19 protein-coding genes are annotated in these 21,444 nt (G+C 40.8%); 7 read left to right on the top strand and 12 right to left on the bottom strand.

What is annotated here, in order from left to right; translation table 11 throughout:
- The 5 genes from JWR61_RS13045 to JWR61_RS13025 form a co-directional block, all read right to left on the bottom strand.
- Positions 1–989 (bottom strand): amidase family protein (locus tag JWR61_RS13045; protein ID WP_301928214.1); only part of this gene is annotated, 989 nt, incomplete at its 3' end.
- Between the two features lie 248 nt (positions 990–1,237).
- A complete protein-coding gene (locus tag JWR61_RS13040) occupies positions 1,238–2,272 on the bottom strand; it encodes a PorP/SprF family type IX secretion system membrane protein (RefSeq protein WP_301928213.1) in 1,035 nt (344 codons plus the stop codon).
- A 130-nt stretch (positions 2,273–2,402) separates the two neighbouring features.
- Entirely contained in the window at positions 2,403–7,202 is a 4,800-nt protein-coding gene (locus JWR61_RS13035; protein WP_301928212.1) for a PKD domain-containing protein, read from the bottom strand.
- A 206-nt stretch (positions 7,203–7,408) separates the two neighbouring features.
- On the bottom strand, positions 7,409–7,894 hold the full coding sequence (locus JWR61_RS13030; RefSeq protein ID WP_301928211.1) for a hypothetical protein: 486 nt from the start codon (positions 7,892–7,894) through the stop codon (positions 7,409–7,411).
- Positions 7,884–9,383, bottom strand: a complete 1,500-nt coding sequence (locus tag JWR61_RS13025) for a carboxypeptidase M32 (protein ID WP_301928210.1) — start codon at positions 9,381–9,383, stop codon at positions 7,884–7,886. The genes JWR61_RS13030 and JWR61_RS13025 overlap by 11 nt, the downstream gene beginning before the upstream one ends.
- An 18-nt stretch (positions 9,384–9,401) precedes the next feature.
- Here JWR61_RS13025 and JWR61_RS13020 point away from each other — a divergent pair, with 18 nt between their 5' ends.
- From JWR61_RS13020 to JWR61_RS13005, 4 genes are all read left to right on the top strand, one after another.
- A complete protein-coding gene (locus JWR61_RS13020) occupies positions 9,402–10,499 on the top strand; it encodes a Nif3-like dinuclear metal center hexameric protein (protein WP_301928209.1) in 1,098 nt (365 codons plus the stop codon).
- A 157-nt stretch (positions 10,500–10,656) separates the two neighbouring features.
- The gene (locus tag JWR61_RS13015) at positions 10,657–11,412 is read left to right on the top strand and encodes a zinc ribbon domain-containing protein (RefSeq protein ID WP_290336230.1); all 756 of its coding nucleotides are present in this window, start codon (positions 10,657–10,659) and stop codon (positions 11,410–11,412) included.
- 126 nt (positions 11,413–11,538) lie between these two features.
- Entirely contained in the window at positions 11,539–13,197 is a 1,659-nt protein-coding gene (gene recN / locus JWR61_RS13010) for a DNA repair protein RecN (RefSeq protein WP_301928208.1), read from the top strand.
- Positions 13,198–13,417: 220 nt separating this feature from the next.
- The gene (locus tag JWR61_RS13005; protein WP_290336228.1) at positions 13,418–14,230 is read left to right on the top strand and encodes an enoyl-ACP reductase; all 813 of its coding nucleotides are present in this window, start codon (positions 13,418–13,420) and stop codon (positions 14,228–14,230) included.
- A gap of 219 nt (positions 14,231–14,449) precedes the next feature.
- Here the strand turns inward: JWR61_RS13005 and JWR61_RS13000 are convergent, their stop codons facing one another.
- Positions 14,450–14,671 carry a DUF2795 domain-containing protein gene (locus tag JWR61_RS13000; RefSeq protein WP_229759905.1) on the bottom strand — a complete coding sequence of 74 codons (222 nt, stop codon included), beginning with the start codon at positions 14,669–14,671 and terminating at the stop codon, positions 14,450–14,452.
- A gap of 149 nt (positions 14,672–14,820) precedes the next feature.
- On the opposite strand from JWR61_RS13000, the gene JWR61_RS12995 reads away from it, so the two are divergent.
- Positions 14,821–15,480 carry an ABC transporter ATP-binding protein gene (locus JWR61_RS12995; protein WP_301928207.1) on the top strand — a complete coding sequence of 220 codons (660 nt, stop codon included), beginning with the start codon at positions 14,821–14,823 and terminating at the stop codon, positions 15,478–15,480.
- 156 nt (positions 15,481–15,636) lie between these two features.
- Here the strand turns inward: JWR61_RS12995 and JWR61_RS12990 are convergent, their stop codons facing one another.
- The 3 genes from JWR61_RS12990 to gatC all read right to left on the bottom strand — a co-directional run bounded on the left by JWR61_RS12990 (position 15,637) and on the right by gatC (position 17,374).
- Positions 15,637–16,200 (bottom strand): cob(I)yrinic acid a,c-diamide adenosyltransferase, encoded by a 564-nt coding sequence (locus JWR61_RS12990; protein WP_301928206.1) that lies wholly within the window; start codon positions 16,198–16,200, stop codon positions 15,637–15,639.
- Positions 16,201–16,268: 68 nt separating this feature from the next.
- Positions 16,269–16,982: an ABC transporter ATP-binding protein gene (locus JWR61_RS12985; RefSeq protein ID WP_290336224.1), complete on the bottom strand. Its 714-nt coding sequence runs from the start codon at positions 16,980–16,982 to the stop codon at positions 16,269–16,271.
- 101 nt (positions 16,983–17,083) lie between these two features.
- Positions 17,084–17,374 carry an Asp-tRNA(Asn)/Glu-tRNA(Gln) amidotransferase subunit GatC gene (gene gatC, locus JWR61_RS12980; protein ID WP_301928205.1) on the bottom strand — a complete coding sequence of 97 codons (291 nt, stop codon included), beginning with the start codon at positions 17,372–17,374 and terminating at the stop codon, positions 17,084–17,086.
- 118 nt (positions 17,375–17,492) lie between these two features.
- On the opposite strand from gatC, the gene trpS reads away from it, so the two are divergent.
- Positions 17,493–18,494, top strand: coding sequence for a tryptophan--tRNA ligase (gene trpS / locus JWR61_RS12975; RefSeq protein WP_301928204.1), 1,002 nt, complete (start codon positions 17,493–17,495; stop codon positions 18,492–18,494).
- Positions 18,495–18,618: 124 nt separating this feature from the next.
- On the top strand, positions 18,619–19,254 hold the full coding sequence (locus JWR61_RS12970; RefSeq protein ID WP_290336221.1) for a deoxynucleoside kinase: 636 nt from the start codon (positions 18,619–18,621) through the stop codon (positions 19,252–19,254).
- Positions 19,255–19,456: 202 nt separating this feature from the next.
- On the opposite strand, the gene JWR61_RS12965 is transcribed toward JWR61_RS12970, so the two are convergent.
- The 3 genes from JWR61_RS12965 to JWR61_RS12955 all read right to left on the bottom strand — a co-directional run bounded on the left by JWR61_RS12965 (position 19,457) and on the right by JWR61_RS12955 (position 21,344).
- Positions 19,457–20,107 (bottom strand): response regulator transcription factor, encoded by a 651-nt coding sequence (locus JWR61_RS12965; RefSeq protein ID WP_290336220.1) that lies wholly within the window; start codon positions 20,105–20,107, stop codon positions 19,457–19,459.
- Between the two features lie 95 nt (positions 20,108–20,202).
- The gene (locus tag JWR61_RS12960) at positions 20,203–21,033 is read right to left on the bottom strand and encodes a sensor histidine kinase (protein ID WP_290336219.1); all 831 of its coding nucleotides are present in this window, start codon (positions 21,031–21,033) and stop codon (positions 20,203–20,205) included.
- Positions 21,034–21,041: 8 nt separating this feature from the next.
- Complete coding sequence (locus JWR61_RS12955) at positions 21,042–21,344, bottom strand: hypothetical protein (RefSeq protein WP_301928203.1); 303 nt, start codon at positions 21,342–21,344, stop codon at positions 21,042–21,044.
- Positions 21,345–21,444: the final 100 nt, after the last annotated feature.

The raw sequence follows: 21,444 nt of genomic DNA, 5'->3' as shown, positions 1-21,444 counted from the left end.
CGTAATAATGAAACTATTTTTTCATTCCCTTTTAAATGCATTTTTTCTATGCCAATCCGTTTGCCTTTCAAACTGCCGGCATCTAAAAATTTCGCGTAATCGGCATGGAACTTTCCTTCACTTTGTAAGGTAACAGCGTCGGCACTGTCAACACCCGTTAAGGCACCCAGTAAAATGGCTGCATCCTTTACTGTACGGGCCATCGGGCCGGCTGTATCCTGCGTAGCAGAGATAGGAATAATACCTGACCGGCTCCACAAACCTACGGTTGGTTTTATCCCAACCAGGCAATTTATAGAAGAAGGAGATACAATAGAACCATCTGTTTCTGTACCAATCGCAATGGTGCAAAGGTTAGCTGCTGCCGCAGCACCCGATCCGGCGCTAGAGCCTGAAGGATTGCGGTCAGTGATATAAGGGCATTTGGTTTGTCCGCCCCTGCTGCTCCATGCACTGGTACTTTTACTGCTGCGAAAATTGGCCCATTCACTCAAATTGGTTTTGCCTAACAGTACGGCACCGGCCTTTCTCAACTGGGTTACTATAAAGGCATCCCTGGCTGCGATATTTCCCTGCATTGCCATAGCGCCCGCAGTGGTCATCATTTTATCCCCGGTATTGATATTGTCTTTTATTAAAACAGGTATGCCATGTAACGGGCCTCTTATTTTTCCAGATTTTCTTTCTTTGTCCATTGCGGCTGCAATGGTTAAAGCATCTTTGTTTATTTCAATTACGGAGTTAATTGCAGGGCCCGCCTTATCAATCAACGCAATTCGTTTCAGGTAAAGTTGCGTAATAGCAACGGAACTGGTTTGGCCGGTTTTCATTTTGTCCTGCAATTCCGAAATCGTAGCCTCATCCAGTTCAAAATTGTCCAATGGTGCTGTGTTGCCTGTTGGTAGCGGGTTTTCCAGTGCGGTTAATCCGGTTGTAGTAAGTGTCAATCCTGCCAGCGAGCCACTGCGTAAGAAAAGTCTTCTGTTCATAAAAGTTGTTTGACTAAAATTAATTGTAAAAATGATAATCTTTATTTTTTGTTTAGGAATACATTTTTGCAAATAAGTAAGGTGAATTATTCTGGTACATCTTATTTTTGAACGGATTATTCTATAAAATAAAGGGCATAAAAAAACCCCCTGGAAAAGGGGGCTTCTTGTTATCCAAACAATCCATAAAAACAAAAGCTCTTGGTGTTAGGACACGAAACTTGAGTTAGAAAGCAAGGAGTAAGTATTTAAAATCTTGGACAGCGGACCGCTTCTTTGCTGCTGTTATCCCTGTTAATAAATTTTTGGTATGAAATGCCCAATTCAAATCCACCTCTGCCAGTAGTGGCTGCCGCAAGCTTTGAAATATTGGCATCGTAACTTACCGATATGGCAAGAGGTTTCATTTCTATTTTTCCTACCGGGATAATAGCATCCCTCCATCTTATCACTGCACCGCCGTGTATCAGGTATTTTGGCATATCGCTGTCATCCAGTTTATAAGTATACATCAGTCCCGTAATCAGTTCAGTATATGGTCCCTGTTTGCTGTAATCTCCTTCAATAGTTATAAAGGACTGTTCTGCTGTACTCAGCCTGATGCCTCCTGAGTAAACGAATTTTGGTTTCATTTCTAAATTGCTGTTATCATAAAACGAAATTTTAGCAGCTTTATTAAAATGGTGATAGGCTATGCCAGCATACATGTTGTTATCCTGGTTGTCGCCCAGCTGTGCATTAAAACTCATGCCTGCAATACCGTCAAAATAACTGTATGAACTGTTGTTAAATGTTTCCCCTGTCGCAAGGTTTCCATTATAACCACTGCCATCAAACTGGCTATTGGTGGTCATTTTACTCCTGTCCAGCCTGCGTTGTACAATACCACCCATAAAGCCCAGAGAGAGGTACATATTTTTCTCGTCACTTAAAGATTTGTGATAATTCAATGCGGGAAGAACGTGGGTTGCGGTCATTGCTACATCACCTGCTTTATCATACAAAATCTGTCCGCCGGCAGTTAAAAAATCGGCACTCTTGCCAACAGCAATTTTATATTCACCATTTAACGAAACAGTCTGGTATGGTACGGTTACACTTTGCCATTGTGTTCTGTAAACTGATTGTAATCTTATGTCGCCTGAAAAAAGCCCTCCCAGTGCGGGATTGCGTAAAAGAGGAGTTTCGAAAAACTGTGAAAAATGAATGTCTTGTCCGGTAACCTGCAGAAAAGGCAGCAGGACCAACATGCAACACAATAGAATGTGTACATCATTTTTCATGGGTTTAAGATTTTGGTTTCGAGGTATTTTTAGTACAGGTATAAAACGGCTAACTGCTTGTTTTAGTATGTTGTTGTTTAAGAAACTTTGTCTAATCATCCATATTTTTATTCTTAATTTATCAGCAATTTTATTGGATCAGGGCTATGTTTCCTTTATAATTCAGCACGCTGTTGTTATCACAAATAATATCAATTGTATAAACAAATACTTCGGGATTTAACCTGGCTCCTTTAAAAGTACCGTCCCAGCCAGATGAAGGATCATTGGCATTAAAACTATTTTTTTCAAAAACAATCTGTCCCCAGCGGTTAAAGATGCGCAGCGTTTGAATTTTAAAAAGACCGGACCCCCGTGGATAAAAAACATCATTGGCCCCGTCACCATTCGGGGAAAAAGTATTAGGCATAAAAACATTGCTGCCATCGCAGGTTACAATAATGTTCACTTTGTCTTCTGCCGTACAACCACCGTCATTGCTTACTTTAACTGTGTATTCCGTATTGGTAACCGGTTTAACCGTAATGCCAGGGTAACTGTTGCGGAACACGCCGGTGGTGGGCGACCATAATACTTTGGTAACGTCAGCAGAAATGGTGGGTATTAAATCAAATGACTTACCTACATTGATAGTCTGATCAAAACCGGCATTTACTGTTGGTATTGGATATACTTTTATAAATACGTGTCCCGTATCTGTAAAACAACTCTTATCATCTTTACCCACTACCATATAATTTGTAGTGGTATCCGGTGTAGCGGTAGGTGTTGCAGAAAGCGGATTGTTAAGTCCTGCCGCGGGCGTCCACGTATAGTTGCTGGCACCAGTGGCAAATAATTTCCCGGATTCTCCCCGGCACAACGTATCCCTGTTGCCGTAAGTAATTTTGAATGGAAATTTTACAGTTACTTTTAATGTGTCTGAAGCAGTGCAGCCATGGATACTGGTGCCCTTTACGGTATAAAATATTTCAGCTGCCGGCGTTGCCAGCGGATTTGCGCAAGCGGTACAGCTTAGGCCTGTTGAAGGCGACCAGTTGTAAGTGCTGGCGCCCGTTGCCTGTAAGTTAATACCACGTTGCTTGCAGATAAAAGTATCCTGTCCGGCCCTAACATTTGGTATAGGGTAAGATTCGATAGATTTAGTCACCGTATCAGAACAACCGCTGCTGTTGGTAACCTGCAGAGAGATATTGTATATACCAGCTGTACCATAATTTTGTACAACCGGATTTTGAAGTGTTGAAAAGGAGTTATTACCAAAATTCCATTGCCAGCTAAGGGCCGCCGTGTCGGCTACTGTTACTATACCTTTTGCTGTAAGCGTTAACGGGGTGCAGCCATTGGCGGTTGTAGTAAAATCGACATGGGGAGTTGGTGCTACTTTTACAGGAACGGATGCCGTTACTGAGTCTGTACAACCATGTTCTGTTGTGATTACCAGCTTTGGATAATAGTGTCCCGTGTTATTGTATTGATGCACCGGATCCATTTCCGTACTTACGGTACCGTCACCCAAAGTCCAGTTATAATTGCTGATAGCATCATTGCTGTAAGAAGAATCTTTAAAAGACACAGTACCCGCATTACACAGTACATGGCTGTTAAAATTAAATGCAGCCGTTACTCCGTTTACAACAATAGTATCGATTCCCCTGATTGGCACCTGGCAACCGTCTGTGTCGGTTAATATCATTTTTGGAATGTACTGTCCGGCATAGGTGTACAGGTGACTTACGGTGGAGTCGGTTGTGCTGAATGTTGCTCCATCATTGAAATCCCACAAAATAGATACAGCATCAATTGTATTGGCAACAAAATTACTGTTCACCTGTTTGCAGCCCGTCAACGGACTGTAATTAATCGTTCCCTTAGGTCCTTTAATAAAGATGGATTTTTCCATCATGGTGGTACAGCCACCAGGCCCTGTGGTTGTCAACGTGACTTTGTAGGTGCCGGCATAACTGTAAAAGTGGGTAGGGGAGGCGGTTGTAGCTGCTGTGCCATCTCCAAAATCCCACACAGATGAAACCATACTTGGAGTTAAATTGGTAAACTGTACGATGAGTGGAGGACACTTACTCACGGAATCACTCATTAAAAAGTTTGCCTGCGGAGTTATTATATTCACCAGATTATTTTTGATTACAGAGTCGGTACAACCGTATTGATCTGTTATTAATAGTGACACACTAAAACTGCCATTTGTGCTAAATGAATGCAACGGATTTTGAAGGCTGGAAGTTGAACCGTCACCAAAAATCCAGTGGTAGCTTAAGTTTGGTCCTGTTGACTGGCTGGTGAACTGTACCGGTTTTGAGGGACAGCTAAGCGTATCCTTTGTAATAAATTTAGCTACGGGTTTTGAAATGATCAGCGGTGTTACAAGGGCAAAACTATCTTTGCAACCAACAGAATCAGTAATAAGTAATTTAACTGTATAACTTCCCTGCCCCTGGAAACTGTGTTGAAATGGTGCCGCGGCAAAGGTCTCGGTAATTCCATCTCCATATGCCCAGGTAAAAGTTTTTATCGGATTGAGTCCATCAGTTGTAGACAGGTCGTTAAAAGCAACTGGCGTGTTAAGGCAGCTTCCCGGAACGGAAGCCGTGAACTTTGCAATAGGGCCATTTACTCTAATGCCAAGGTTTTTAACCAGTGTATCACGGCAACCCGGCAGGTTGGTAATAATCAAACGGACAGAGAAATTGCCGCTTGCACGGTAAATATGCGTAACAGCATTTTCAATAGTATCCAGTGTTGTACCATCTCCAAAATCCCAGGTAAATTTATTTATTTCATCCAGGCTTAATCCTGTGGTGAACCGTATACTATTGCCCCGGCAAATAACGCTGTCAGATGTCGTAAAGGCTGCTTTGGCATCAATAATCTGCACTAGTATTTTTGTAGTATGTTCACACCCGGTGGTGTAATTTTTAACAGTTAAACTGGTTTCAAAAAATCCGGCATGGGGATACTGGTGCGTAACATTTTTTTGTGTGGAAGTAGTGCCATCACCAAAATCCCAGTTCCATTCATCTGCACCAATGGAGAAATCCGTAAATACTCTTTGATACGGATTTTTACAATCCATCTTGCTCGAAAATTTTGCAACCGGTGCATTGATATAGATATAATCTTTAAAGATGATGCTGTCAGCACATCCATTGTTCCACACAATCAGCTTGATATCAAATTTACCTGTATCGGAGTAAGTGTGGGAAGGATTTTTTGAATAACCCATCTGGCCATCTCCAAACATCCACAACCATTTGGTGACTTTGCCAACGGTGAGATCTTTAAAATCGACGGCTGTTTTTGCACAGGTGATCCTTGGCGAAGCGCTGAAGTTCAATAAAGGCTTTGTGTCGGCAATGATACCACGTCCAACACTTGCCGTATCCGTACAGCCACTCGCTGTGGTTTCAATTACTGACACAGCATAAACACCCTCGGTAGTATAAGTATGTGTAGGTGTTGCTTCTGTGGAAGTGGTGCCATCGCCAAAATTCCATAAATAACCTGTTACCGGATCAACTGTATTGGATGTGCTGATAAATGTTTTTGCAAAAGGAACGCAGCCACTGTCCGGCAGGTTGCTAAAACTTGCAACCGGTTTTTGAATTTGGATAAAATCATTTTTAAGTATCGTGTCGGCGCATCCTCCCGCATTGGTAACAATCAACTGCACCGAAAATTTGCCTGTGCCGTTGTAAGTGTGAACTGGATTTTGCTCACTGCTAAAGGTACTGTCACCAAAATCCCAATAATAATTAGCAGCATTTGAAGACTGGCTTGTAAAATGCGCAGCAAAAGGGCTGTTACAGGAAGCGGTATCAACGGAGGAAAATGCTGCTACCGGATTATCGTTGACTGTAATCGTTTGCGTTACAGAATCGGTGCAGCTTCCAAAACTGCTAACCAGTTTGACTTCGTATGTTCCGCCAACGGCAAACTTTTTAAAAGGGCTGACGGCAGATGAAAAAGTGCCGTCGCCAAAACTCCATTTGCTGGATAGTGGTGTTGGGCTTGAAGTATTGACAAATAAAACTGGGCGCTGTGCACATATTGTGTCTGTATTGGTAAAAGCTGCTTTTACCTTATTAACTAAAATTTCGTTGTTTTTTATGATGGTATCGGAACATCCTTTGGCATTGACAACAATTAACTGAACAGAAAAATTGCCGTAAGCCGTGTAAGCATGGGACGGGTTTGCAAGTGTGGATATCGTACCATCTCCGAAGTCCCATTTATAATTGAGGGTGCCAGATCCTGAAGATAAATTTTTGAAGTTGATTACAACAGGAAAAGTACAGTTATTAGGTGTATTATTACTAAAATTGGCTTTTACTATCGGGCTTATTTGTATGTATTTGGATTTTGACAAGGTGGTTAAGCAACCATTACTGTTTCTTACCCTTAGCGTAACATTAAAATTGCCGCTTGTTGTGTACGTGTGAACCGGATTTTTCGCTCCCGACGAAAAGCCATCACCGAAATCCCACTGCCAGGTAGTTATGGAATCTGCGGGGGCAGTGCTTTGGTCCGCAAACTGAACTGGTAATGGAATACATCCTGAAGTTGCGGAACTTGTAAAGAGCACTTTTGGCTGAGCGTAAACCGTGATAAATTGGATTTTGGTGACGGAATCTGAACCGCTGCTGTTTTTTACCACCAGCTTAATGGTGTACTGGCCAGGGTTAAAATAAGTAACCGAAGGGTTTTGCAGAAATGAAATGGTGCCGTTGCCCAGGTTCCATTTCCATTGCGTGGGTTTATTGGTGGTGTTATCTGTAAAACGAACTACCAATGGCGCACAACCGCTGGTGGGAGTTGCCGTGAAATTAGCTGCCAGCTGGGCTGAGGCGCCAAAACCGAGTACCGTCAATAGTAACAGACAGTATGCCTTGGTTGCAATGCTGGCTATCATAAGATTTTTTTGCTTTTGGTTCTAAAATAGGATGTTGAAACGTATGCTGGACAACGCTTTATAAAACTCCAAAAGGCTTGAAAAATTGTAGGTCACATATAATAGTGAGGGAAGTAGAAAACTTACTACAACAAGTGCCCTGATTTTTGGCTAAAATGTAAACCGGAAGGTGTTTAACTAGCAGAAGTATTGTGGAGAGCATCCGGCTATAATCTCCTCATGTGCAGTACTTTGGGATCAGTGCTGCCCCATGGAGCCAACTCAAGTACGGGAACCCCCTTTTTTGTAAACTTCCAGGAGCGGTTTAAAAATGCAAAAGAAGCCGGAATGTTGGATGAATTTAAATTAATTACCAATTTGCTGTAGTCGCTGTTACTGGACCAGGTGCCGGTACAAGTAATGCCGTCTTTGGTACCGGTCATATCACCTTCGTAAAACGAAGTAGTCTTGGTAAGAATAAAGTCATAACCGGCATATTGACTGGTGATGTCCGCACTGCTGTCGCTTGCAAAGTCTACCACAAAAGTTCTTCCCAATACATTATCTGCAAAATATTGCTCCAGCGTGCTTTGGTCACCGCTAAGCAATTTTAGTTTTTTACAGCCGCTGCCGAGCAACGTTAACGAACAACACAGGGCAATTAATACTGCCAGGTAAAAATGGCCACAACGCTTGTTTTTTTTACAGACCATAAATGGCGGTGTATTTTTTTGTTGCATAATCAATAAAATACGTTGAATTCAATGTTTCACCGGTTGCTTTTTTACACAATTGTTCTGAAGTAAATTCACGACCATACTGGTGAATTTTTTTTCTTAACCAGTTTAAAACGGTTGCTGTATTCCCTGCTTCAATTTCTTTGTTTAGAGATGCATTTTCCTTTTCAATCGCTGCATATAATTGCGCCGCGATAATGCTGCCAAGGCTATAAGTAGCAAAATAACCAAAACTGCCGTGGCTCCAGTGTATGTCCTGTAAACATCCTTTGCTGTCATCCGGAACTGTAACACCCAGGTAGCTTTGGTAATGTTCGTTCCAGTAGGCCGGAATATCTTTGGCACTGATGGTTCCTTCAATCAGCATTTTTTCAATTTCGTAGCGGATCATCACGTGAAAATGGTAGGTCAGTTCATCCGCTTCGGTGCGTATGAGCGAAGGTTCCACTTTATTGATTCCCTTATAAAATTGTTCTGCTGTCAGTCGACTAAATTGGCTGGGAAAGAAAGTGTGTAGCCGTTTTAAATTGTGCTGCCAAAAAGGAAGTCCTCGACCAATACAGTTTTCCCAAAGCCGGCTCTGGCTTTCGTGGATGCTAAGGCTGCAGTACTCGCTAAGCGGCAGTCCATATTCCGTGGCGGGTAAGCCTTGTTCATATAACGCATGACCACCTTCGTGGATACAGCTCCAGGTCATATTGCCAAAATCTCTCTCGTCAACCCTTGTAGTTACCCGCACATCATAATTGTTAAAGCTGGTTGTAAAGGGATGTACACTCAAATCCTGCCTGCCGGCTTCAAAATCAAAACCAATTTCTTTTAAGATTTCAATGCCAAATTTCCACTGTGCGTCTTTATCAAAATGCTGGTGCAAAAACGAATTGTCAACCTGCGGTTTGTTTTTTATTTTGTTGAGTAAAACTGATAACTGCGGTTTAAGATGATTGAATATGCCGTCCACAGTCGCAACGGTAAGGCCCTTGTCGTAGTCGTTCATTAATGCATTGTAGGGATGCTGCTCATAGCCAAGCAAATCTGCTTCCTGCTTTTTCAATTCAATCAGGTTATGCAATGGTTGCTGAAATGTTGCAAACGAATTATCAGTACGGGCTTTTACCCACGCATGGTAAGCCGTATTGACTGCTTCACTCATCTTTCTTACAAAATCACTGCTCAGTTTTACATTGCGGATGTAGTCTTCCAGGCTAAGCTGTACATTTCTTTTTTCGCCGGCACTCAAATCTTCTTTACTGTTTAATTCCTGCAATAATGTGCCCACGGCTTCGGTGGTAAACAGCTCATGCGCCATTTCACTCAATGTTGCCAATTGTCTTCCCCTGAAGTCGTTGCCTTTCGGCGGCAGGTAGGTTTCCTGGTCCCACTGTAAAACGGCGCTGGCGTATTTTACGTCAGCAATTTTTTGCATCTTTGTTTTGTAGGCAGTATATAATTCAGCAGAACTCATCTTTTTAATTTTTTATAAATGACCATACAGCAAATCTGTTCTTTTTTAGAAACCATTGCGCCTGCAAGTTTACAGGAAAGTTATGATAATGCTGGTTTATTAACTGGTGAACTCAACCGCGAATGTACCGGCGTTATTACAGCATTGGATGCAACAGAAGCGGTGGTACAGGAAGCGATTGAAAAAAATTGTAACCTGGTAATAGCCCATCACCCCATTATTTTTAGCGGATTAAAAAAAATAACCGGGAAAAATTATGTTGAAAAAACAATCATTGCAGCCATTAAAAATGACGTTGCCATTTATGCCATCCATACTAACTTGGATAATATTTTAACCGGCGTAAATGGTAAAATGGCTGATTTACTCGGCCTGGTAAACCGCCGGGTATTGCAGCCCAAAAAAGGCATGTTGAAAAAACTGGTGACTTTTGTACCATCTGCACAGGCAGAAACAGTTCGCAGTGCTTTATTTGCTGCCGGAGCCGGCCAAATCGGTAACTATAGCGAATGCAGTTTTGCGGTGGCTGGAGAAGGCAGCTTTAAAGGGGGCCAGGAAACAGCGCCTTTTGTGGGCGAGCCTGGTTTGCGGCATGCCGAAAATGAACTGCGGCTGGAGACGATTTACCCGGCATGGGTTGAAAATCAGGTAATAAAAGCTTTGCTGGCGGTACATCCCTACGAGGAGCCGGCCTATGATCTGTTTTTGCTGGATAATACCCGGCAGCAAACCGGCAGCGGATTGATTGGGGAATTGCCTGATGCGGTACCCGCCGCCGTTTTTTTACAACAACTGAAAAAAGTATTTGAATTAACGGTCGTCAGGCATACGCCATTGCTGGCCAAACCGGTACAAAAAATAGCGCTTTGCGGAGGTGCAGGCAGCTTTCTTACCGGTGCTGCGGTGTCCGATGGTGCTGACTTTTACGTAACGGGAGATGTGAAATACCACGAGTTTTTTGATGCGAATGATCAGCTTGTAATTGCAGATATAGGTCATTTTGAAAGCGAACAGTATACTGTAGACCTGTTATTTGATATTTTGAGGGAAAAATTCCCTAACTTTGCCGTCCTTAAAACAAGGGTTAAAACCAACCCTGTTAACTACTTTGTTTAAATTCGGTACTAAAATACCCACAAAGGCAGTGTAGAAAGGGGCAATTTTGACGGCGTTCAATAACGATGGAAAAGTACAAGAGTGCGACGCAACGATGTTCAACATTGCTGAAATGCCGGTAACACAACTTTTAAAACTATAAATTTCAAACAATAATATGGCCGCAGTAAAAGATTTCTCCGTTGAAGAAAAATTAACATCGCTTGTTCGTTTACAAAAAGTGGATTGCAAGCTGGATGAAATTCAGATTTTGAAAGGTGAATTGCCAATTGAGGTAAAAGACCTGGAAGATGAAATTGAAGGTTTGCACGCCCGTCAGACCCGTGTGGAAGAAGAAATTAATGGCATGCAGGAGTTTATTAACCAAAAGAGAGAAGCCATTAAGGAAGCGGAAGCGCTGGTTAAAAAATATGAGAAGCAAAGTGAAAATGTAAAGAATAACCGTGAGTTTGAAGCGATCAATAAGGAAATTGAAATGCAGACACTGGAAGTAAAGCTGTGCGAAAAACACATTAAAGACGCCACTGAAGAAATCGGCGAAAAAGCCCGTCAGCTGGAAACTGCTAAAAAAGCGGTGAGCATTAAAGAAGGCAATTTAAGTGGCAAGAAAGGGGAACTGGAAAAAATTATCGGTGAAACTGAAAAGGAAGAAAAGCAATACAATAAACAGGCCCTTGAAGCAAGAAGCCATGTAGATGAGCGTTTATTGTTAAGCTATGACCGCATCCGTAAAAATTACCGCAATGGGTTGGCTGTAGTACCTGTAGAAAGAGACAGCTGCGGAGGTTGTTTTCATGCAATTCCGCCACAAAAACAAAGTGAAATTAAATTGCGGAAAAAGGTGATTGTATGTGAAAACTGTGGCCGTATACTGGTTGATGCAGATTTGAACGACAGCATTGAAATAAAGTAATTTGCCATACGACTTCGGATGAAAAGCACTTCAGTTACTGAGGTGCTTTTTTATTTTTAAGCAAGTGGTTAAATTTTATGAAACGGGCAAAACAAGCCAAAAAAAAACTAATTTGCTGCCTCAATTATGCTGCAAAAATTAAACATACAGAACTACGCAATCATAGATCAAATTGCCATCGATTTTAGCGCCAACCTCAATATCATTACCGGGGAAACCGGAGCCGGTAAAAGTATTTTAATGGGTGCCTTAAGCCTGATACTGGGTGAAAGAGCGGATAGCGCCACCTTAATGAATAAGGACAAAAAATGTGTGGTAGAAGGTTTTTTTAAAGCCGGGGGCAGAAAGGAAATTAAGGGTTTTTTAAAAGAGAACGAACTGGATATAGAAGATGAAGTGGTAATAAGAAGGGAGATAGCTGTAAACGGTAAATCGAGAGCGTTTATAAATGATACGCCCGTAAATCTTGGCCAGTTAAAGGAACTCAGTTCTTTATTGGTAGATCTTCACCAGCAATTTGATACGCTTGAATTGGGAGACAGTGATTTTCAGCGCCAGGTGCTGGATGCGCTGGCGGCCAATGGCAACCTGCTACAGGAATATGCAACTGTTTTTACTCAATACAGTAAAACAAAAAAAGAACTGCAGGAACTGGTACAACAACAGGCCGCAGCCAATGCGGCGCTCGATTACAACCAGTTTTTATTTGATGAACTGGAGGAAGCGGGGCTAAAGGAAAATGAATTGGAAGAACTGGATGCTGAACTAAAGTTACTCAGCAATGCCGAAAACATAAAGCAGCAGTTAAGTGCTGTTTACTTTGAATTGAAAGACAGCGATCAACCTATTACACAACAGGTAAAATCACTTGGCAATAAATTGCATGGTTTGCAGCAATACCATGCGTCAATTGAAGAACTTACAAAGCGTTTATTGGGAGCACAGGCAGAGTTACAGGATATAGGTGATGAACTGGAAGCCATTGACAATGGCGTACAGTACAACCCGGAAAGAATACAGGTGGTAAATGATAAAATTTCACTGGGATATAAGTTATTAAAAAAGCACAACGTGAATATTACTGCGGAGTTGCTCGCCATTAAGGATGATCTTCAGCAAAAACTGAATGATATACTGAACATTGGCGAGGCAATTGCAGCAAAAGAGCAGGCTACAAAGGAATTGCTGCGGCAATGCGAACGGTTGGCTGCAGCCATAACGGCCAATCGTAATAAGGCCATCAAACCATTTACCGAAAAAGTGAACGCGTTGTTGGCGCAGGTAGGTATGCCCAACGCGGTGATCAAAGTGCAGTTGCAATCAATAGCATTACATAATGATGGTGGTGACAGCATTGAATTTTTATTTGATGCCAATAAAAGCGGCCGCTTTGAGCCGTTGCGCAAAGTGGCCAGCGGTGGGGAGTTGAGCAGGTTAATGCTTTGCATCAAATCTCTGGTGGCAAAAAAATTGCAGTTGCCTACATTGATATTTGATGAAATTGATACCGGCATCAGCGGTGAAGCTGCCAAACAAGTGGGCATCATTATGAAAGATTTATCATCCGGCCACCAGTTAATTGCCATAACGCATCAACCCCAGATTGCTGCCAGGGCTAGCGCCCATTATTATGTATATAAAAGCACTAAAGGTGACAAGATTAATACTGCTATCCGCCTGTTAAGTAACGACGAACGCATTACCGCTATTGCTCAAATGCTAAGTGGCGAAAAGCCAACTGCGGCAGCATTGGAGAACGCCAGGGAAATGGTGGCAATCGATTGATAATTGACAATTTAAAACGAATAATTTTCCCGGGTTGATGTTGATAATGACTAGCTGGGTATGATTTAATGGATAGCAGGAACACCATTTTACAGGTAACCAACAATACTGGCTTTACCGAAAAAACAGCCATTCTCCAAGGTCCATCAGCCTTTTACCCTTGAAGATTTTTGATTACACCATACAAACCTTATTTTTACCCTTCAAATTAAAATAAGCTATGTCTTACAATTTACTAAAAGGAAAAAAAGGAATTATTTTTGGAGCCCTGGATGAAAAATCGATTGCATGGAAAACAGCATTGCGTTGTCATGAAGAAGGTGCCGAATTGTTGCTAACCAACGCACCTGTAGCGATGCGCATGGGGGAAATTAATAAGTTAGCTGAAACAGTTAATGCCCCCGTAATTCCCTGCGATGTTACAAGCAATGCTGATGTACAAAACCTGATTGTTAAGGCAAAAGAACATTTTGGTGGTGGTGTTGATTTTATTTTACATTCCATAGGTATGAGTGTTAATATGCGCAAGGGAAATTCTTATACTGAAATTGATTACGGTTTTAATGCCAAAACGCTTGATATTTCTGCTACCAGCCTGCATCGGGTGCTTGCAATTGCTATGAAGGAAGATGCCATTAAGGAGTGGGGTAGCGTGGTAGCACTGACTTATATTGCGGCACAACGGGTATTTCCAAACTATAATGAAATGGCGGACGCCAAGTCATTACTGGAAAGTATAGCCCGTAGCTTTGGTTACTATTATGGTGTAGGGAAAAAGGTCAGGATTAATACAGTCTCTCAGTCACCCGTACGCACCACAGCCGGCAGCGGAGTTAAAGGCTTTGATGGTTTTATCACCTATGCAGAAAAAATGAGCCCGCTGGGTAATGCAAGTGCTGAAGACTGCGCCAATTATTGCGTTACGCTGTTCAGCGATTTAACCAAAATGGTTACCATGCAAAATTTATTTCACGATGGAGGTTTTTCAAATACAGGTGTTACGCAAACGGTAATTGAACAGATGGAAAAATAATTTCACGACATGGTAGAAATAATTATACTAGCTGGTATTCTGCAAAGAATACCAGTTATAGTTTAAGCGCCAGCCAAATGCTTAAGAAAATAATACTGGTGCAGGTCAACAATAAAGCATCAGTTTATACCAACGACAAAGCCACTGACAAAAGTCAATGGCTTTAATGCACAAATAGTATGATGAAAGGCAATCCCGGGCGGACAGCTATGTATTCAATTAATATTCATCCTCATTGAAAAAGAAGTCTTCCTGGCTTGGATAATCAGGCCAGATATCTTCCAGCCCTTCATAAATTTCACCTTCATCCTCCAGTTCCTGCAGGTTCTCAATTACTTCAATAGGAGCACCGCTGCGGATACTAAAATCTATCAGTTCATCCTTTGTTGCCGGCCAGGGAGCATCTTCTAAATGAGAGGCCAATTCTAGTGTCCAAAACATCGCTTAATGGTTTAATTTTTTGCAAATGTAAAAGTTTGGTGGAATTAAACAAATGTGTTTTTTCACCCTTGGTTTGATTTTTTATTTTAAACGGGTAAATAGTGTTCTTAATTGTCCTTAAATTATTAATTATTAATTACTTTAGCCAGATGCTGACAGCAACAAACATTATTAAAAATTACGGCAGTCTGCCGGTTTTACGTGGGGTTGATATCAACATAAAAAAGGCGGAAATTGTAAGTATCGTCGGATCGTCAGGTGCAGGTAAAAGCACGCTGCTGCACATTCTTGGCACTTTGGATACGGCTGATAAAGGCTCTGTGTTGCTGGCCGGGGAAAGGATAGAAAAGCTCAGCGGGAAAAAACTGGCTGCATTTCGTAACAAAAATATTGGCTTCGTTTTTCAGTTTCATCACTTATTACCTGAGTTTACGGCTGTTGAAAATGTATGTATTCCAGGCTGGATCGCGGGCAAAAAAAAATCGGAGATTAAAGAAAAAGCCATCCAATTGTTAACAACTTTAGGTCTTTCTAACCGGATTGAAAACAAACCACAGCAACTTTCAGGTGGCGAACAGCAAAGGGTAGCTGTGGCCAGAGCCTTAATAAACGACCCCTTAATCGTTATGGCAGATGAGCCAACGGGCAACCTTGACAGTGCCAATGCAAAAGAATTACACCAACTTTTTATTCAACTCAGGAATCAGTTTCAACAGACTTTTTTAATTGTAACACACAATGAGGAACTTGCCCAAATGAGCGACCGTATTTTGCACATGAAAGACGGCAGGATAGTGGATAATTTATAAGCAATAATGGATAATTGGTTAATGGATAATGCTGCCAGTTAGCTGGAGCTTATGTATTATGCGACGCGGGCTTATTTCGTTACGGGATTGATTACAAAATTTTTTAGGATTTTTCGCAGCCAAAAAACTAATTAGCCATTTAATAATTATTAATTGTCAGTTTATCCGCGGTTTCCAGGCAATTTCCTGCACGTGTAACTGATAACCTATGTATCTGGCCAAAATAAAAAGATAATCACTCAATCGGTTGATGTATTTAATAACCAATGGCTCAACAAATAGTTCGTGTTCCTGCATATTCACGCACAAACGTTCTGCACGCCTGCAAATGCACCTTGCCACATGGGTTGTGGAAACAGCAACGTGGCCACCCGGCAATATAAAATGTTTCATAGCTGGCAGCATCTCGTTCATGCGATCTATTTCCTTTTCCAACAATACCACATCATCCTGTTTAAGATCAGGGATTTTCATCAATGGTTCTTTATCGGGATCGCATGCCAGTGAAGAACCAACAGTAAATAGACGGTCCTGAATTTCTTTTAAAATAATTTTAGAATGGGCATCTTTAATAAGATCACTTACAAGGCCAATGTAAGAATTCAATTCATCCACCGTGCCATAGGTTTCAATGCGTAAATGATTTTTGGGCACTTTTGTTCCACCGATTAAACTGGTTGTTCCCAGGTCGCCGGTTTTAGTATAAATCTTTGCTGCCATATAGTTTAGTAGATTGAATTATAGCAAAGCAAACAACGAAACACTCAATAAGTTTATAGATAAAAGCATTAAGCCGGTTGTGCAATAACAGATGGATTGGAATTTACCCTGTCCGTTTCAATCAAACCGTCTCGTAAACGCACTACCCGGTGTGCAAATCCGGCAATGTCTTCTTCGTGCGTTACCAGTACTACCGTGTTGCCATCATTGTGAATTTTGCCCAGGATATCCATTATTTCGTAGGAGGTTTTAGAATCCAGGTTTCCTGTAGGTTCATCTGCCAAAATAATGGCAGGATCATTTATCAGAGCCCTCGCAATCGCTACACGCTGGCACTGTCCGCCACTTAATTCGTTTGGTTTATGGTGGCTTCTGTCATCTAGTTTTACTTTATGTAAAACTTCCCTGGCCCTGTCCATTCTTTCCTTTTTTGCAATGCCGCTGTAAATGAGCGGCAGCGCTACGTTTTCTGCTGCGGTTAACCTGGGAAGTAAATTAAATTGCTGAAAAACAAAGCCAATTTCTTTGTTGCGTATCTCGGCCAGGTCGTTGTCAATCATCCGGCTAACATCATGGCCATTTAAAATGTACCGGCCGCTGGTGGGTGTATCCAGGCATCCTAAAATATTCATCAGGGTAGATTTTCCGGAGCCACTCGGTCCCATCAATGCTACATACTCGTTCTTAAAAATATCAATGTTAATGCCTTTTAGTACCTGCAACTCCTGCTTGCCTAAATAATAGCTTTTGCAAATATTTTCCAGATGAATAATGCCCTGCATGGTGATATTGATTTATTGATTTGCTAAATGATTACTGGTAAAAGCCGGTAAGGTTGTATATTAATAAATTTAAGCGATGTGCCATTAAGACGCATGGCCGTTTATTTTTTGATTACTTTAGGCACTTTAAAAAACTCCTCATCGTGCAGCGGAGCATTTTTTAATCCTTCCTCCCTGCTGATGCTTCCTTTTACTTCGTCTTCCCGCAACACGTTTATATTATCGCTCATATGCAGCAGCGGAGCTACTCCTGTCGTGTCCAGCTCATTCAGCTTTTCTACAAAAGCAATCATTTTTTGCAAATCTGTTTTAATACTTGCTTTTTCAATATCATTAAACTGAAGCCTTGCCAGGTGCGCAATTTTATCTACCAGGGTATCATTTACTTCCATCAAACAAAAATAAAGGATTAGGCTGACAGACCTACTGAATTTATATGAATGGCAGCCAATTTTTTTCCTTTACAGATATGGCTTAAGACTATTGTGTTTTGTTATCTTTGCCGTCTTTATGAGTAAAAAACAAGAAATTGTAATGAGTGGCATCCGGCCTACCGGATTTTTACACCTGGGAAATTATTTTGGGGCCATACGTAATTATGTAAAAATGCAGGAAGATTATGACTGCTATTTTATGGTGGCCGATCTTCATTCGCTTACTACGCATCCCGATACCAAACAGCTAAAAGATAACGTGCACAGGGTATTGGCGGAAAATATCGCCTGCGGACTGGACCCTGATAAAGTGGCTTTATATTGCCAGAGTCAGGTATTTGAAACGTCTGAATTGTATTTGTACCTGAATATGCTGGCGTATACCGGCGAACTTGGAAAGACCGTTACTTTTAAAGACAAGGTCCGACAGAGTCCCGATAACATCAATGCCGGATTACTCACTTATCCTGTTTTGATGGCCGCAGATATTTTGTTACACAGGGCCAAATATGTGCCGGTGGGTAAAGACCAGGAGCAGCACCTCGAAATAGCAAGGACCTACGTTAACCGCTTTAATCATCGTTACGGAGAAGTTTTTCCAGAGCCGTTTGCCTTTAATTATAATCAGCAACTGGTAAAAGTGCCCAGCCTCAATGGTAGTGGCAAGATGAGCAAAAGCGAAAATCAAATGGCCACTTTATTTTTGGCGGATGAAGACGATGTAATCCGCAAAAAAGTGATGAAAACAAAAACTGATGCAGGACCGCAGGAGTTAAATTCACAAAAGCCGGAGTACATTGAAAATGTATTTAGTTTGATGAAACTCGTAAGTGGCGATGACGTAATTTCAAAATTTGAAAATGACTATAACAATTGTTCTATTCGTTATGGAGATATGAAGAAGCAACTGGCGGAAGATATGGTGCAATTTATTGCTCCTATCCGGGGTAAAATAAATGAAATTTTAAATGATAAAAAATACCTGGGCGAAGTAATGGAAAAAGGCGCAGCAAAAGCAGGTATTAGCGCAAAAGCTACCATGCAGTTGGTAAGAGAAGCAATGGGATTAAACTATTAAGCTTGTACCAAACCGCAATTTTGCATTTGTATGTTTATATACCAAAGTTTGCTACATTCACTTGTCATTGTCGGAGTACTATATTATTTTATCATCTTTAAATTACCCATTGGGGTGGGGCAACATGGCCAAATCTAAGAAACCAAAACACATTGCAGTAGCCGGAAACATCGGAGCCGGTAAAACTACTTTAACAGAAATGTTGAGTAAACATTACAAATGGATACCTCAGTTTGAAGATGTTGACCACAACCCTTACCTGAATGATTTTTATGAAGATATGCCTCGCTGGAGTTTTAACCTGCAAGTATTTTTTTTAAACAGCCGTTTAAAACAGTTGCTAGAAATTCAGCATGGTTCAGAAACAGTGATACAGGACCGCACGATTTATGAGGATGCGAATATTTTTGCACCCAACCTGCATGACATGGGACTAATGGGAAAAAGAGATTTTGATAATTATTACCAGTTTTTTGAAACACTCAAGTCAATGGTGCAGCCGCCGGACCTGCTTATCTATCTAAAGGCCTCTGTACCTACGTTGGTGGCACAAATTCAAAAAAGAGGCAGGGAATACGAAGAAAATATCCGGCTGGATTATTTGAAAAAACTAAATGATTATTACAACGGATTTATTGACAGTTATAAAGAAGGCCCTTTGCTTATTATTGATGCAGATAAAAATAAATTTGCAGAAAATGAAGAACATTTGGGGCAGATTATATCCAGTATTGATTCTAAATTATTCGGGCTATTTTAGTCTGAAGTAAACTCTTCCAATTATTATCAGGACGAATTTAATTCAAAAGGTAAAATTTGCATTGACTTAAACGTGAAGGCAAACAAGGGGAATAAAATCAGCCATTCGGTAAATTATAAAAGAAGAGATGCTCACATAAAGAACGAAGAAAAATGTTGGAAAGACCAAAGGAAATCTAACAATGATGTAAGCGATAATCGTTTTAATCTATCAGTTGATTTTTCATAGCATAAAACACGAGGCCTACAGAATTTTTTACACCGAAGCGTTCCATCATCCTGTCTTTGATTGCTTCCACCGTTCGCGAGCTGATATCCATTTTTTGAGCAATTTCTGCAGCAGTAAATTCCATGCAAACCAATGTAAGTACTTCTTTTTCCCGATCCGTTACAAGAATTTCTGTATTAAGAGAAGGATTAAATTTTTGCCTGCTATAATTCTTTTTAATTAATACTTTATTTACAAAAGGGTTTAAATAAAATCCCGTTCGCATCACTTCCAAAATGGCTTTTTTTATTTCTGCAGGATCAGTACTTTTTAGCAAATAACCTGCAGCACCACAATCCATCAGGTGTCCTACGAAACGTTCATCTTCGTACATGGTTAAAATAATAACACGAATGTGGGGATAGTCTTTTGTAATTTGTCTTGTAGTATCAATGCCGTCTTTAAGTGGCATTTTTAAGTCGCATAAAATTACGTCCGGCGCAGCTGCTGCAAGGTTTGCCAGCAGTTCTTCACCATTATCTGCCTCCAACACAAATTGAAATTCCGTGTACGACCTCATAGAAAGAATTACTCCTTTTCTGAAAATCTGGTGGTCATCGGCTATTGCAACTTTAATTGGATTCATAAAAACTGGTTAATCAAATTTATGAAAAAGTTTCGGTTTTTCTTTAACCGGTTTATATCAACGGGCAAATCCGCAAGTCTGGAGACATGCAGTAGTTAGTAAGTTGAGTCTTTTGGAATCTCCAGTGTTACTTTAAAATAAGTATGGCTGGGATCAATTTCAAAAAAAATCCGGCCATTCAATACCTTAATGCGACTAGCTATATTTTTTAACCCCAAGCCTGTTGAAACATGATTGAGCCGGTCGAACTCTGTTTGAACAATACCTTGCCCATCATGATGGAGTCTGAAATAACTATGAGTGGCATTGGCATTTTGTGTGAGATGAATAAATCCTGCACTGCTGTGTTTGATGATATTATTTACCAGCTCTTGTATAACCCGGAAAATAAGTAATTCCTGGTCGAGTTTTAAACGGGTGCGGTAGTCATGAAAACGAACGCTGGCGTTCAGGGTTCCGCTGCCATTTATTTTCTGAAATAAATCGCTCATAGCGCTTTCCAATCCAAAATTTTTGAGGGTGGGCGGCATCATGCTATGACTGATATTTCTGATCAGCTGTATAGAATCATCAATAATTTGCTTGGCGCTGAAGATGGATTGTAACTGTACGGCCGGCTCCTGGTTAATCAAATTTTCATTCAGGTATAGCCGTGCAGTAGCCAGCAGGGGGCCAACGTCATCGTGTAAATCTGCGGCAATCCGGTTCCGTTCCTCTTCCTGGAATTTAATAGATGCATTCAGCAAGATTTGTTGCTTGTCATCTTCCAGTCTTTTCAACTGATCGTTAAAGCGGATAACCCTGCGCTGATGAAAAATAACAAAAAATACGATACCTAACGTTAAACTAAGCATTGCAAGCGTACCAAAAAGCATGATGTAGTTAAACCCCGAAGATGAGTTGACTGGAACTTGTAAAAAGATCATTGGTAAGCTTAAGTATTAATTGATTTATTAAACGGTTTAAAATTATCCAGGTATAAATCGGAAGGAATGGGGCGGTCTTCGTTTTGAGTCATCGTATTTTTATTAACAATAATAGCGACACCAAGTAACGCGTTTTTGATAATAGTTATGGAACTATTAATAAAGGTATATTGTTTATTAAAATCTGATTTGCCCATCATAGATTTGGAATATAAAAAAAGGAAAAAATTGCCGGAAAAATAGACCAGCAAGGCTACAGAAATCCAGAAGCTGGGTAATTGATACAATGGAGTTGTAAAATTATGTTGCATTATATAATAAAAGTAGTAGACGATTAACAATGTAAAAAAAAGACATTCAACTACCAGCGGCATGAAATCAAATTCCGAAAATTTGATGGTGAAAAAATTA

The sequence above is a fragment of the Ferruginibacter sp. genome, assembly GCF_028288465.1.
Taxonomy (GTDB): domain Bacteria; phylum Bacteroidota; class Bacteroidia; order Chitinophagales; family Chitinophagaceae; genus Ferruginibacter.
This window is presented reverse-complemented; position numbering and strand designations above follow the sequence as displayed.